The sequence below is a fragment of the Bradyrhizobium neotropicale genome (genome assembly GCF_001641695.1).
Lineage (GTDB): Bacteria > Pseudomonadota > Alphaproteobacteria > Rhizobiales > Xanthobacteraceae > Bradyrhizobium > Bradyrhizobium neotropicale.
The window spans coordinates 1-14,089 of sequence record NZ_LSEF01000107.1; the positions used below are offsets into that span (position 1 = coordinate 1).

A 14,089-nucleotide genomic window follows, 5' to 3' on the forward strand; every position below is an offset into this window, starting at 1 on the left:
CTAGTGGTTCATCACAGTGATTTTGACGTTTTGATACCGAGCCATCCGAGGATAGGCAACTTTTCGGGTGGCAAGAGGATCTCGATGCTTCGAGCGACGCCGGGCTGGCGACGAATGAACCCGTTGCGTTCGAGGGTGAGGATCATCTGGTGGACTGACGGCGGGCTGACGCGGAAATGCCGCTGGATGTCGGCCTCGGCGGGCGGCTGTCCGAACATGTACGAGTAGGTATGGATGAAAGCGAGATAGTGTCCCTGCTTCTCGGTGAAGTGCGCGCCTGATTTTTGACTCATAGCTGGATTCGTCCCGGCCTCCGACAAGGAGGCGAAGCATGAATGTACGTTATCGGGTCGAATTGAGCCAAGCCGAGCGGGACGAACTGACGGCAATGCTCGGCGGCGGCACGCATTCCGCCCGCAAACTCAAACGGGCTCAGATTGTGCTGGCGGCCGATTCAGGCAGCTGCGACGCGGAGATTGCCCGAACCGTCCGGGTCAGCCTTTCCACCGTCGGCCGGACCAAACGCCGTTTCGTAGAAGGCAATCTGGAGCGGGCCTTGAGTGAGGAGCCGCGTCCGGGCGCGGAACGCAAGCTGACAGGCAAGGAAGAGGCCCTGCTGGTGGCGACGGCATGCGCCAAGCCGCCCGCCGGCCGCAAACGCTGGACGCTGACATTGCTGGCCGACGCGATGGTCAAGCTCACCGATCACGCCAGCCTGTCGGGCGAGACCGTGCGCCGCCGGCTGGCCGACAACGACCTCAAGCCGTGGCGCCGGGATATGTGGTGCATTCCTCATGTCGACGGCGAATACGTCGCCCGGATGGAGGATGTGCTCGATCTCTACGCCGAGGCGCCGGATCCCGAGCGGCCCCTGGTTTGCTTCGACGAGACCCCAGTCCAGCTGATCGGCGAGGTACGCCAGCCGATCCCTGCCCAACCGGGACAGCGCGAGCGCTACGATTACGAATATCGCCGCAACGGTACCGTCAATCTCTTCGTCACCTTCGATCCGCATCGCGGCTGGCGCAATGTCAAGGTTACAGACCACCGCGCCGCGGTCGACTACGCGCACTGCATGCGCGAACTCGTCGACGTCCACTATCCCAATGCCGCCTGCATCCGTGTGGTGCAGGACAATCTGTCGATTCATACGGCCGGCGCGCTATATCAGGCATTTGCGCCTGCCGAGGCCCGTCGCATCCTGCGCCGCCTCGAGTTCCACTACACCCCGAAACACGCCAGCTGGCTCAATATGGTCGAGTGCGAGATCAGCGTGCTGCAGCGCCAGTGTCTCGGCCGTCGCATCGACGATCCCAAAAGGCTTCGAAAAGAAATCGCAGCATGGCAACGGCAGCGAAACAAGGCGCGAGACCGCATCAAATGGATGTTCACAACCGACAAAGCCCGCGCCAAACTCGGTCGCGCCTATCCAGTTGCCGCCAAAGAGTCAAAACCACTGTGATGAACCACTAGTCGGCTTTGCGCTGGCCGGCGGCGGGACCAATTTCAGCGTGAACGGTCTCGGCTCCGGCCGCTCCGACCTGTTCCAGGCGGGCGCCTATCTGCGCCACAGCAATGGCCCGGCCTACATCTCTGCTGCACTCGCCTATGGCTGGCAGGACATCACCACCGATCGCACCGTGACCATCGCCGGCGCCGATCATCTGCGCGCCGAGTTCAACGCCAATGCATATTCCGGCCGCCTCGAAGGTGGCTATCGTTTCATTGCGCCGTGGATCGGCGGGATCGGCCTCACGCCCTATAGCGCGGCGCAGTTCACGACATTCGAGCTGCCGGCCTATGCCGAGCGGGCCGTCTCCGGTTCGGCTGCGTTCGCCTTGAGCTACGCCGCCAAGAGCGTGACGGACACGCGCAGCGAGCTCGGTCTGCGCACCGACAAGTCCTTCGCGATGCCGAATGGCGTGTTGACGCTGCGCGGGCGCTTCGCCTGGGCACATGATTTCAATCCGGATCGTGCGATCGCCGCGACCTTCCTGGCGCTGCCGGGCGCGAGCTTCGTCGTGAACGGTGCGGCGCAGGCCGCGGACTCCGCGCTCACCAGCGCGGCGGTCGAAATGAATTGGCTGAACGGCTGGTCGGCGGCGGCAACGATCGAAGGCGAGTTCTCGAACGTCACACGCTCCTACTCAGGCAAGGGTGTCGTTCGCTATGCATGGTGAACCGTGACTTTTCCCAGCACTTCGGCCTGACCCAGGGCAGGTGAGGCGGCTGGCCAATTGTGTCCCGCGTTGCCGGATCTCCTCTGGCGGCGGGACGCGCGGGACGCGTAGCCATCCTCGAAATGCATCAATGCAGGTTGAGACTCTCGGCACAACGTCCCGCTCACCGGCATGGTAGACGTCGGCGTGGGCCAGAGGTCCGAATGCGACACGGATCATGTGCGCCGCTCTACGATATCAATTGTGGAATTTTGCCGATGACACAGGCGTCGCTTCCAACGGCGGGGCTCGCTGCGGCTCAAGAAGATTCCGATCGTCGCCCGCGGCGGAAAAGCCTTTCGACATGGTTGCTCGAAGCCTTGCACTGCTCGCGGCGGCTACAGGCCAATCGCGTCCTTCGACAATACGCCCATCTCATCGCGAAGCCCGATCAGCGTGCAATTTCCGATACGCCCAGCCTTAAGGGACCTGACAATGTCGATCAGTGAGAAATCAGAGCGGAAGGGCTTCATTCAGGCTCCGGCACTGAGCGAGAATATGCTGTTGGCGATCATCGCGGTCGGCTTTTGCATTCTCCACATCCTGACCCTCGTGTTCCTGGTGCCTCCCTCGGCAATTAGGACCGCTGCCCCATCGCTGGAGCAGACGCTTGCCCTTTACGACTAGCTTAACGATCGTTTGATCAGGCTGGTTGATCGGAGAGCCGCATCGAAGCTGTTGTCGCGCAAAGACGCCGCTCATCGGCCGTAGCGCAGCGGCAAGGGTGTCGTTCGCTACGCCCGGTGAGCTGTCGACCCGTCATGCGGTTTTCGCCGGCCAGGGCACGACCTGGCCCGACATCACCAGCCGGTCGCGGCCGCCATCCTTGGCGGCGTAAAGCGCGCGGTCGGCGGCGGCCACCAGTGCGCTGCAATCCGCCGTCGTCTGGGACGGAACACTCGTCGCGCCGCCCACGCTCGCGGTAACGAGGCGTGACGGCAGGTTCTGCGCATGCAGCATCGCGAGGTCGCGCAGCGCGTTGCGGATCTCTTCTCCGACCTCGACACAGCCATCCGCGCCGGTGCTCGGCAACAGCACGGCGAATTCCTCGCCGCCATAGCGCGCCGCGAGGTCGGCCGGGCGCCTGGCATGGGTGGACAGGATCCGGCCCAGTGCGCGCAAGCACCCGTCGCCGGCCAGATGTCCGTAATGGTCGTTGAACGTCTTGAAATGATCGACGTCGATCAGCAGCAGCGAGAGTTGCGTGCCATCGCGCCGGGCGCGTGCCCATTCCTCCGCGAGGCGCTCGTCGAACGCGCGACGGTTGGCGAGCCCGGTGAGACCATCGGTCGCTGCGAGCGAGGCGAGCTTGTCCTGCAGATCCTTCTGCTCCGTCATGTCGCGCACGACCGCGACGACGCCGTCGATCTCGCCGCTGTCGGACGCCCGCGTCACGTGCAGGGCCGACTCGGCCCAGATCTCGCCCTTGTCGCGATGGCGCTGGCGGTACACGAACCTCGCTTCCTCGGCCTCGCCATTCTTCAGCGCAACGATGGCTTGCTCGACCCGCTCCATGTCCTCCGGATGAACGCCGGCCACGGCCGATGTGCCCAGGAGTTCGTCGGGAGACCAGCCGATGATGCGCGCGCATGACGGAGAGACGTAGATCAGCCGGTTATCGAGCCCGATCCGGGTCACCATGTCGCTGGATTGCTCGGCCAGCAGGCGGAAATGGGCTTCCTTGGCGACCAGGGCTTGTGCCATGCGTTGCCGCTGCGCGAGCTGGCGGACCAGGTAGAAGCCGATCACCGCGATCAGCAGGACGAGGCCGATGACGACGGTCATACGCACGACCGCCGCGCGGCGCCAGGGCGCGAGCACGTCATCCTGCGACTTGGTCGCCAGCACCATCAGGGGATAGCGGCTGCTGCGCTGGTAGTAGCTCAATCGCTGCACGTCATCGAGTGGCGACTTGAAATAGTAGACCGCCGCGGCCGGCCGGCTCTCCCATTCCCTGAACAGCGGCGCTTTTGACAGGTCGCGTCCGACGAAGGCGCCGCTCTCGTCGCGGCTGCGCGCCAGCATGATACCGTCATTGTTGAGCAGAGACGTCGAGCCGTTCGGCCCGAAGTCGAAGCGCTCGTAGAATTTGACGAAATAGGCGACGTCGATCGTCAGCAAGGCAACGCCGGCGAAGCTGCCGTCCGGATGATTGACCCGGCGTGACGCGGTGATGATCCACTGGCCGCCGGCGCGGCTCCGGACCGGCCGTCCGATCAGCGTGCCCCGATCTGGCGAGCTGCGATGATGCTGGAAATATTCACGGTCGCTGTTGTTGAATTTGGAGAAGTCGACATGCTCGGTCGTAGCAAGCCATCGTCCGGTCTCGTCATAGACGAAGATACCGCGGATGCGGTCCGATGATTTGCGGGTGGGCAGATAGGTCTGGAGCTTTCCGATCGTGTCCGAGCCCATTCCATCGAGCTCGAGCCGGTGGACCAGCCCGACCAGGATCGTATCGGCGAGTTCGAACGTGTCATCCGCATGCTGGACCAGCGATTGCGCGAGATTGGCGACGTCGATCTCAGCGTTCCGGAGCTCGCTGTTGCGCGCTTCCCATTCGCGCCAGCCGCTCAGAACCAGGATGGCGACGCAAATCAGCACGACGAAACCTGCCGCCCAGAGCGGAAGATGCGTCTTGCCGAGTTCGCGGCTCGTGACCATGGAGGTCTGCTCCAATTCGGCGCAAACCTCTCACTTTGGTCTTAACGGCCTCTTGCAACATCCGCGCTGATTGTGCGGAGCCCGTATTCGGCCGGAGGAAGTCCTTGTCAATTCGACGGGTTATCCTCGCACGACATTAACCACGCGCGGCCCGTGTGCAGGTCGCGCGCAGTGCTGCCGGCCTCTAGCCCTCCAGCGTGAAGCCGACGCGGAGCGTCACCTGGTAGTGGCGGACGGCGCCATTCTCGATGTGGCCACGCGTCTGCACGACCTCGAACCATTTCATATCGCGAATGGTCTTGGCGGCGCGGCTGACCGCGTTCTTGATCGCATCATCGATCGACGTCTCCGATGATCCGACGAGTTCCAGGATCTTGTAGACGTGGTCCTTCTCGGCTGTGGGCATGGGCGAACCTCCGCTTGTGTGAGCTCTGGCAGGCCGGGACGTGTCGCCGGCCGATTCTATCAGTGAGCCGTACGCACGCCAATCTGAACGGGCGGGGCGGTACTGGGTTCCGTTATTGGCCCGCATGCGCCGGCCGAGGTGGAGCGGGTCGCGTTCGCCTGCTAAGCGCTGTCTCCATGGATTCGCAGCGCGACGGGACCATCGGCTTTCTCTGCCTCGGCGTGACGGCGTTCGGCTGGGCCCTGAACTGGCCGCTGATGAAGCTCCTGCTGCAGCAATGGCCGCCCCTTTTCGCGCGCGGACTTGCCGGCATCTGTGCGGCATTCATTCTCGCCACACTGGCCCTGAGCCGGAAGCAGACCCTTGTCGTTCCCCGCGAGGTGATCCCGCGGCTATTGTTTGCGACCTTCACCAATGTCTTTGCCTGGATGGGCCTCGGCACGGTCGCGATGAAATACGTGACGGTAGGCGAGGGAGCACTGCTCGCCTACACCATGCCGATCTGGGCGATGCTGTTCGCCTGGCCGGTTCTGCGGACCCGGCCGAGCATCCGCGACGTTGCTGGCCTGGTCCTTGGCGTTGCCGGCGTCGCGCTGCTCCTCAGCGGTAATGGCCTTGCGTTTGGCGCCGACAAGCTGCTCGGCATCGCCCTGGCGCTGTCCTGCGCCATCCTTTTTGCGCTCGGCAACGTGCTCAACCGCAAGCCGCTGCCGATGCCGCCGCTGGTCGTGGTCGTCTGGCAGGTCGGGCTCGGCTGCGCCGCGATGCTGATCCTTGGTGTTCTCTTCGAGCGTCCGGACGTCACCGCGATCACCCCTCTCGGGCTCGGCTGTTTCGTCTACATGACGCTGGTGCCGATGGGCGTCTGCTATGTCACCTGGTTCGAGACCTTGCGTCGCCTGCCGCCGACCTCGGCCTCGACCGGCATGCTGATGGTTCCCGTGATCGGCGTGGTGTCCGCCGCAATCATTCTCGGCGAGCCGCTCGGCCTGCGCGAGGTCGCGGCGATGGCGCTCACGCTCGGCGGCGTGACGCTGGCGTTGCGGCGCGCGTAGGCAGGTTATTCCGCGAGGTGTGCAGCCTGGGGCAGCGCGGGCGCAGGCTGCGCGGTGCGCCATAGCACCTTCAGGAGCAGCGCAAGCAGTGCCATCATGGCAAGCCCGGCAATGGCAGGTGCGAAATGCTGGTCGCGATCGGCGGTCTGTCCGAACTGTGCCAGCAGCCGCGCCGACTGCAACAGCCCATAGGCGCCGGCAAACAGGATCAGTCCGTACATCACACTGCGCTCGCGCGGACTCGCCAATTTGCCAAGGTCGGGCAGCAGCAGAGCGAGGCCGATGCCGAGCATCGGCAGGTCGTAATCATAGGCGTAGGGGCTGATCATCACCGACACCATCGCGGCGATGCCGAGCGCGAACGCCGTCGAGATGCCGCGCGCCATGCCGAGGAAGACGCCGAGCAGCACGGCGAGTAGCGCGAGCCCCGCAACGGCCGCCTGTCCCCAGAAGGCGATGCTTGCCGGGAGGCCAGCCTTGTAGAGCGCCGCATAGGCCGAGATCATGCGGAACAGCGGATAGAAGCCTTGCTCGAGATAGCTCGCCGACTCCCTGATCGCGCCAAGCCAGGCGGTCCAGATCTGCCATCCGAAGAGGAGCGTGCAGAGCAGCGAGCTCGCCAGCACCACGGCGGCGGCGGTCGCGAGCGCGACCCAGCGACGCGTTGCCAGCAAATAGACGCCGGCGGCAATCGCAAGGTGCGGCTTGATCACCATGGCGCCGAGCGCGAGACCTGCGAGCACCTGCCGACGCTCCAGGTTGACGCAGACGAGGCCGATCAGCGCCCCCGTGAGAAAGCCGTTCTGTCCGCAGCCGATGGTGATCGCAAGCGCCGGAAACAGGATCACCAGCACCTGCGCGAAATTGTTGCGGGCGATCGTGCGCAACGTCACGAGATAGAATGCCATCGTTGCGGCGGTGAACAGGAGATAGCCGACGCCGACCGGCAGGAACGCGAACGGCGCCACCAGCAGGTCGTATTGCGGCGGATAGGTCCAGGGCATGAAGCTGAGCTTGCCGCCGGAAGCGGCGACCTGCATCTTCAGCAGCGCCTCGAAATGGTAGACCTGATCGAGATCGCCGAGCCAGACGCGCTGTGCGACGATGTAGAAGGCGTCGAAATCGGCGAGCTCGCGATCCGCCCAGCCGCCCCAGCGGGCGAACCAGAACGTCTTGAAGACGACGATCACCGCCAGCGCCGCCAGCGCGAAACGCACATAGGTCGCCCGCTTCGACGGCGAGAACTGAACCTGTTCCAGAGTTTCGGCGAGCATAGGAGGCGACCTCGAACCTGACCGATGGGCGGACGGCAGGCCGGACCGCCCATCCCGGCCGAGATTGCCGTCAGAGGCTTAAAGGACGGTAACGAAAGGATAAGGATTTTTGCGGACGGCGCCTCCTGTTCACGGCTTCGCCGGCTTGAAATCGGGTCCCTCGAAACGCAGGCCGGTTGCGCCGCGGACCACGCTGTGATGCGCAGCGTGGATCAGGCGCGCCTCGCCGTGCTGCGCCAGCCGTGTCCGTGCATCGAGCAGCGCGTGGAGGCGCGCGAGGGCGAGCGCCTTGTTTCGGTGCTGCGAGCGTCCGTCGCGTGCGGTGGCGGCAAGGCCGGTCGGCACGTGCACGGCGCGCACGGCACTTTCGGTCTTGTTTTGATGCTGGCCGCCGGGCCCTCCGGCGCGGAAGCTATCGAAGCGGATATCGGTGGCCGCGTGTGTCGCGGCGACCTCGCCCGCCGGAAGCTCGAATACGCCGATGAACCAGTTCTTCCTCGTGTGGCGTGGCCGCAAGGGACTCTTGCTGACCCACTGCACCGATCCCGATGTCCACCGCCGCGCGAGATCGCGCGCCGCATCGCCGTCGAGGACCGCGATGGCCGATCCCGGGCCGTGGCCGTCGCTGTCGTGCTCCTGCGCGATCGCACAGGAGCACGCGGCAGCATCCGCCTCGGCAGTCAGTCGTCGCAGCGCGTTGGCAAGCGCGATGCGGCATTCCGCCGGCCCCTGTCCAGATGTGAAGAGCAAACGGATCATCGACGCTCCTCCCGCCGCCCGCGCTCGTCGGCGACCCTCTTGACCGTCACGAGCGGGCGGAACGAGGCGACGACGCGCGCGAGGCCAAACGCTTCGAGGTCGGCGATCACGCCTGCGATCGGCTTGTAGGCCTCCGGCGCTTCCTCGACGAGCAGCGCACGATCCTCGCAGATCACCCTGCCGCCGAATGGATTGCGCATCAGCCTCTCGCGGTCGGACTTCGTCGCACCGACGCGCCCGGCCATCGAGGCGCGGTCGTATTTGCGCCCTGCACCGTGCGCGATGGATGCCAAGGCCTCCAGCGGCGCGTCCGACAGCGGCTCGACGAGATAGGACAGCGCACCGCGCGATCCGGGAACGACGACGAGCCCCTGGTCGGATGGCGCGGCGCCCTTCCGGTGCAGCACGCCGTCCGCGCGATGCTCGACGCAATTGTGCGAGCACTGACAGACGAAGTCGGCGTCGCAGCGCAGCGCCTGCGCGGCCCGCGCGGCGATCAGCAGCCGGTTGGCGGTGGCCCAGCGAACCGCGTGATCGTGGGCGTGCAAATAGGCGCGCCCAGGCTCGCTGTCGGGATCGATCGGGTGCAGGCCTTCTGTGATCTGGCTTTCGAGCAGGGCGTGGCCGAGGCCACGCGATCCCGAATGCGCCAGCACATGAGCGCGCGAGCGGTCGATACCGAATGAGGTATCGACGACGTCCTCGACCGCAAGCAATTCGCAGAAATGATTGCCGCCGCCGATCGTGCCGAGCGCAGAATCGAAGGCGGACGGTTCAAGTCCCGCCGCTTCGATCTCGCCCCTGATGTCGCCGTCAAAGGGACGCTCGATGTCACGCAGACGTTCGGCGGCCTTGTCGATGCGCAGCTTGCGCACGGGGACGTCGAGCGCAAACAGCGCCATGCCGCAGCCCGCGTCGGAGCCGACAAAGGCCGGATGGATCCGGTCGGCGAGGATGGCGCAGCCGACCGGGCCGTACTTGCCGGGATGAAGATCCGGCATGCCGGCCACAGTGCGGATGCCGGGCATCGCTGCGACCTGCTCGAGCTGGTGCACGGCGGCGCCCTCGATCCAGGTCTTGGATGAGTAGAAAGTGTGGACCGGCGCGCGGCCGTCCACGATGGGAGGATTGCCCATGTCAAAAATCCAGGAGAAAGGCAGGGAGAAATACGCGCTCAGGCGCGCGTAGGCTGTGGCCCGGTTCCTCGCCTCACGCGAGGTCTCTAGGCCTGGCGGCTCCAGGTGGAGCAGCGAGCGATGCTCGTCATCGTCTGTCTCCTGTTCAAGCGGAGCGGAATGCTCGACGCGGAGCGGCTATAGATCACATCCGGCGTGGATTGGCAATCCTGGGCTGTAGCCTTGATGCTGCTCGTGAAAGTCTCCGGGATGCACCATCGCTCTTGCCCGGCGGAATGCCGAGGAGCTAACCTCGCGTGCGTTTCCTGGCATGTTCGATGTGCGGTGATGATCGGCCGTTGGACGAAGGGCAGTTGGGTCGCGATCGGCCTGTTCGCTGTGCCCGCACCGGGCGTCGCGCGGGACGACCTCGACGTCGCGCCCGACAGCATTTCGCTGCAAGTGACGACCGATCCCTCCACGATCGAGTGCCGCAGGCTCGAGACGGTCAATCCGAGTTCGCTCGTCTTCCGGCCGCTGCGCCGGACCTTCAATGAGGACTTTGACGAGCATCCATTGTCCAGCGGACGCTGGGTGCCGCATTACGCTGGTGGCGCGGCCTGGCCGGAAGCGCGCTACTGGGGCGGCGACGGCTCCGATTTCAAGCGCAAGACCAGCGCCAATGGCGAGCAGCAGATCTATGTCGATCCACGTTACGCCGGCCGCGCGACCACGCCGCTCGGGCTCGATCCCTTCAAGGTGAAGGACGGCGTGCTCTCGATCGTCGCAAGCCGCACTCCGCCGGAGCTGAAATCCGTGCTGTTCAACAACGACTACATCTCGGGGATCCTGACCACACAGGGCACGTTCTCGCAGAAGCACGGCTATTTCGAGATCCGCGCCAAACTCCCGATCGGTCACGCGGTATGGCCGGCGTTCTGGATGCTGGCGGATGACGGCGGCTGGCCGCCCGAGGTCGATGTGCTCGAAGGCCGCGGCGAGCGGTCGGGCGACATGGTGATGACGACGCACTGGCGAATTCCGGCAACCGGCAAGATCCAGTCCTGCGGCTTCGACTTCGGCGTCGCGGATGCTTCCAACACATTCCACAATTACGGTGTGCTGTGGGAGGAGGATCGCCTGGTCTATTTCATCGACCGCAGGCCGGTCTCCGACATCAAGGTGCCGATCGGCTTCGACGATCCCATGTACATGATCGTCAATCTCGCGATCGGATCGAAGTTCTTTCTCGGTGTCGGTCCGGTCGATGCGGAATCGCCCTCGACCGTCGCATTCGAGATCGACCGGATTTCCGCCTATCAGATCGACATGGAGCAGGCGCGGAGATGACGATGTTCGCGAACCTCTCGCGCCGGTCTTTTGCAGGGCTTGCCGGCCTCGCCGCGCTCGGCATGACGACGCGCGCAAGCGCCGCCGAAAGCGATACCCACGCGCCGGCGCGCTTCCCGAAGGATTTCGTGTGGGGCACGGCCACCTCGTCCTACCAGATCGAAGGCGCGGTCAATGAGGACGGCCGTGGCAAGTCGATCTGGGATGTCTTCAGCCACACGCCAGGCAAGATCGAGGACGGCACCACCGGCGATCGCGCCAACGAGCATTATCATCGCTACAAGGAGGACGTCGGGCTGATCAAGGCGCTCGGCGTCAAGGCCTATCGTTTCTCGATCGCATGGCCGCGGGTGTTTCCGGACGGCACGGGGCAGCCCAACCCCCAGGGACTCGATTTCTACAATCGCCTCGTCGACGAGCTGCTTGCCAACGGCATCGAGCCCTACGCCACGCTCTATCACTGGGACCTGCCTCAGACGCTCCAGGATCGTGTCGGCGGCTGGCAGTCGAGCGACACTTCGAAGGCTTTTGCCGACTACGCCGCTTACGTCGCCGCACGCCTGACCGATCGCGTGAAGACCATCTTCACCGTGAACGAGGTCGGGCGCTTCGTGAATTTCGGCTATGGCTGGGCCATCGATGCGCCCGGCCTCAAGCTGCCGACGGCGCAGCTCAATCAGGCCCGCCATCACGTCGCGCTGGCGCACGGGCTCGCCGTGCAGGCGATCCGCGCCTCGGGGCGCGCCGGCACCAAGGTGGGCGCGGCGGAAAACATTGCGGCCTGCGTGCCGGCAATCGCGACGGCGGAGAACATCCGCGCCGCCGAGATCGCGACGCGCGAGCTCAACGCCGGCTTTCTCGGCGTGGTGCTGGAGGGCAAGTACACCGACGGTTTCCTCGCCTATGCCGGCGCCGACGCGCCGAAATTCACCACTGATGAGCTGAAGATCATCGGCACGCCGAACGATTTCGTCGGCCTCAACATCTATGCTCCGCAGTTCTACGTCACCGCCTCCGACCGCGCGCCGGGCTTTCACGTGCTGCCTTTTCCGACCTCGTTCCCGCGCATGAATTCGGAATGGCTGCGGATCGGCCCCGAGGTGATCTACTGGGCGCCGCGCATCGCTGCAAAAATCTGGAACATCGACACCATCTATATCAGCGAGAACGGCGCCTCATCCGAGGACAAGCTCGCCGCTGACGGCCAGGTCTACGACCTCGACCGCATCATGTTCCTGCGCAACTACCTGACCCAGATGCAGCGTGCGGTCGCCGAAGGCGTCCCGATCCGCGGCTATTTCCTGTGGAGCCTGATGGACAATTTCGAGTGGATTTTTGGCTACGGGAAGCGCTTCGGCCTCTACCGCGTCGACTTTGAGACCCAGGCGAGGGTACCGAAACTGAGCGCAGCGTTCTACCGCGACGTGGTGGCGCGCAATGCGATTGGGGTGTGAGGGCCAACGCCAGCCCTACGGATCCAGCTCCGTATCCCAGTAGAGATAGTCGAGCCAGCTGTCGTGCAGATAGTTCGGCGGGAAGAGGCGGCCGTTGCGGTGGAGCTGGTGCACGGTCGGCGCGAACGCGGTCTGGCGCGGAAACATCTTTGCCTGCGCCGGTGTCAGATTGCCTTTGCGCAGGTTACAGGGCGAGCAGGCCGCGACCACGTTCTCCCAGGTGGTCTGTCCGCCTTTGCTGCGCGGGATGATGTGATCGAAGGTGAGGTCTTCGGGCGAGCCGCAATATTGGCAGGCGAAACGATCGCGCAGGAAGACGTTGAATCGGGTGAAGGCGGGGTGGGTGGTCGGCTTGACGAAGGATTTGAGCGAGACGACGCTCGGCAGTTGCATTTCCAGCGTGGGACTTCTAACCGCCTGATCGTAGTGCGCGACGATGTTGACGCGGTCGAGGAACACCGCCTTGATCGCGTCCTGCCAGGACCAGAGCGACAGCGGGTAATAACTCAGCGGCCGGAAGTCCGCATTCAGCACCAACACCGGCCAACTGCCCTGCGAGACATGTGCGTTCAAGTAACGCTCCCGGCCTCCATATACGCTGCGAAGCAGCATGTATTGACATACTACATGCAGCGTGACGGGATTGTGAAGCCCGCTGAGAGACTTATTCAGGCGCAAGCAATGCGGCCGCGGGGTGGCAAACGCTCAAAAACGCCGCGATTTGGGAAGGGTTCATGCGTGGCTGGCTCGCCGTGCTGCTCGCGGCCGTGCTCGGTGTTGCGTCGATTCGGTGCGCAATAGCCGAGGATTATCCTGCGCGCCCCGTCACCATGATCGTGCCGTTCCCGGCGGGCGGTGCCACCGACACACTGGCGCGGTTCCTCGGTGAACGACTGCATGCCGTGCTGAAGCAGCCCATCGTCGTCGAGAATGTCGGCGGTGCGGCCGGCTCGCTTGGCGTCAGCCGTGCCGTCCGCGCCGCGGCCGACGGCTACACGCTGTCGATTGGAACCTCGACCACGCACATGCTGACTGGCGGGCTCTATGCGCTGCCGTTCGATCTGTTGCGCGCTCTCGAACCGGTCATCCTGATCGGCGGCGAGCCGCTGCTGATCGTCGGCCGCAAGGATCTGCCCGCTGACGATCTCAAACAATTGATCGCGTGGCTGAAGGCCAATCCGGACAAGGCCTCTGTCGGCATCGCCGGTGTCGGCGCCACCGGTCATCTCGCCGGCATCTCGTTCCAGAAGGAAACCGGCACGAAATTCCAGTTCGTGCCCTATCGCGGCAACGGGCCGGCGATGCAGGGCCTCGTCGCCGGCCAGATCGATGCGATGATCGAGCCGGCCTCGAACTTCAAATCGCTCGTCGGCGCCGGCAGCATCCAGTCGTTCCCGGTCACGAGCAAGTCGCGCTCGCCGTCCTGGCCGACCGTTCCGACCGCGGATGAGGCCGGCTTGCCTGGCTTCTCGGCGTCGCTGTGGTACGGCCTGTGGGTACCGAAGGGAACTTCGAAAGACGTCGTCGCGAAGCTCAACGCGGCCATGGTGCAGATCCTGGCGAGCTCGCCGGTGAAGCAGCGCTTTGCCGAGCTCGGCATCCAGGTCTCGCCCCTGATGCAGCAATCTCCCGAAGCGCTGCGTGCCTACCAGAAGGAAGAGGCGGAGCGCTGGTGGCCGATCATCAAGGCGTCGGGGATCAAGGTGGAGTGATTCCTGGCTGTCATTCCGGGGCGCGACGAAGTCGCGAACCCGGAATCCATCGCGCCGCGGATTTCGGGGGTGAATGGATTC

The 14,089-nt window shown here is 64.7% G+C and carries 13 protein-coding genes and 1 pseudogene; 7 read left to right on the top strand and 7 right to left on the bottom strand.

The window, feature by feature from the left end; translation table 11 throughout:
* Positions 1-11 precede the first annotated feature (11 nt).
* Positions 12-293, bottom strand: a complete 282-nt coding sequence (locus AXW67_RS35780) for a LexA family protein (protein ID WP_063675745.1) — start codon at positions 291-293, stop codon at positions 12-14.
* 38 nt (positions 294-331) lie between these two features.
* Here AXW67_RS35780 and AXW67_RS35785 point away from each other — a divergent pair, with 38 nt between their 5' ends.
* The 3 genes and pseudogenes from AXW67_RS35785 to AXW67_RS35795 all read left to right on the top strand — a co-directional run bounded on the left by AXW67_RS35785 (position 332) and on the right by AXW67_RS35795 (position 2,846).
* Positions 332-1,462 carry an IS630 family transposase gene (locus tag AXW67_RS35785; RefSeq protein WP_063675747.1) on the top strand — a complete coding sequence of 377 codons (1,131 nt, stop codon included), beginning with the start codon at positions 332-334 and terminating at the stop codon, positions 1,460-1,462.
* A gap of 7 nt (positions 1,463-1,469) precedes the next feature.
* Positions 1,470-2,180: pseudogene (locus AXW67_RS35790) on the top strand (autotransporter outer membrane beta-barrel domain-containing protein); the annotation flags it as partial.
* A gap of 474 nt (positions 2,181-2,654) precedes the next feature.
* Positions 2,655-2,846, top strand: a complete 192-nt coding sequence (locus tag AXW67_RS35795) for a hypothetical protein (RefSeq protein ID WP_063681697.1) — start codon at positions 2,655-2,657, stop codon at positions 2,844-2,846.
* A 132-nt stretch (positions 2,847-2,978) separates the two neighbouring features.
* Here AXW67_RS35795 and AXW67_RS35800 read toward each other — a convergent pair whose 3' ends face one another.
* Entirely contained in the window at positions 2,979-4,883 is a 1,905-nt protein-coding gene (locus AXW67_RS35800; protein ID WP_063681698.1) for a sensor domain-containing diguanylate cyclase, read from the bottom strand.
* A gap of 184 nt (positions 4,884-5,067) precedes the next feature.
* Positions 5,068-5,289 (bottom strand): dodecin, encoded by a 222-nt coding sequence (locus AXW67_RS35805; protein WP_027552361.1) that lies wholly within the window; start codon positions 5,287-5,289, stop codon positions 5,068-5,070.
* A 176-nt stretch (positions 5,290-5,465) separates the two neighbouring features.
* On the opposite strand from AXW67_RS35805, the gene AXW67_RS35810 reads away from it, so the two are divergent.
* A complete protein-coding gene (locus AXW67_RS35810; protein ID WP_063681699.1) occupies positions 5,466-6,344 on the top strand; it encodes a DMT family transporter in 879 nt (292 codons plus the stop codon).
* A gap of 5 nt (positions 6,345-6,349) precedes the next feature.
* On the opposite strand, the gene AXW67_RS35815 is transcribed toward AXW67_RS35810, so the two are convergent.
* The 3 genes from AXW67_RS35815 to AXW67_RS35825 form a co-directional block, all read right to left on the bottom strand.
* On the bottom strand, positions 6,350-7,618 hold the full coding sequence (locus tag AXW67_RS35815; protein WP_063681700.1) for a glycosyltransferase family 87 protein: 1,269 nt from the start codon (positions 7,616-7,618) through the stop codon (positions 6,350-6,352).
* Between the two features lie 129 nt (positions 7,619-7,747).
* Positions 7,748-8,377 (bottom strand): peptide chain release factor H, encoded by a 630-nt coding sequence (gene prfH, locus AXW67_RS35820; protein ID WP_063681701.1) that lies wholly within the window; start codon positions 8,375-8,377, stop codon positions 7,748-7,750.
* Positions 8,374-9,513: an RNA ligase RtcB family protein gene (locus tag AXW67_RS35825; RefSeq protein WP_063681702.1), complete on the bottom strand. Its 1,140-nt coding sequence runs from the start codon at positions 9,511-9,513 to the stop codon at positions 8,374-8,376. Before AXW67_RS35825 ends, prfH begins: the two co-directional genes overlap by 4 nt.
* Before the next feature lie 327 nt (positions 9,514-9,840).
* On the opposite strand from AXW67_RS35825, the gene AXW67_RS35830 reads away from it, so the two are divergent.
* Together AXW67_RS35830 and AXW67_RS35835 are read left to right on the top strand one after the other, a co-directional pair.
* Positions 9,841-10,842: a glycoside hydrolase family 16 protein gene (locus AXW67_RS35830; protein WP_063681703.1), complete on the top strand. Its 1,002-nt coding sequence runs from the start codon at positions 9,841-9,843 to the stop codon at positions 10,840-10,842.
* A gap of 2 nt (positions 10,843-10,844) precedes the next feature.
* Positions 10,845-12,296 carry a GH1 family beta-glucosidase gene (locus AXW67_RS35835; RefSeq protein ID WP_063681704.1) on the top strand — a complete coding sequence of 484 codons (1,452 nt, stop codon included), beginning with the start codon at positions 10,845-10,847 and terminating at the stop codon, positions 12,294-12,296.
* Positions 12,297-12,311: 15 nt separating this feature from the next.
* Here AXW67_RS35835 and AXW67_RS35840 read toward each other — a convergent pair whose 3' ends face one another.
* Positions 12,312-12,869 carry an HNH endonuclease gene (locus tag AXW67_RS35840; RefSeq protein ID WP_025033554.1) on the bottom strand — a complete coding sequence of 186 codons (558 nt, stop codon included), beginning with the start codon at positions 12,867-12,869 and terminating at the stop codon, positions 12,312-12,314.
* A 161-nt stretch (positions 12,870-13,030) separates the two neighbouring features.
* On the opposite strand from AXW67_RS35840, the gene AXW67_RS35845 reads away from it, so the two are divergent.
* Positions 13,031-14,008: a Bug family tripartite tricarboxylate transporter substrate binding protein gene (locus AXW67_RS35845; RefSeq protein ID WP_063681705.1), complete on the top strand. Its 978-nt coding sequence runs from the start codon at positions 13,031-13,033 to the stop codon at positions 14,006-14,008.
* Positions 14,009-14,089 lie beyond the last annotated feature (81 nt).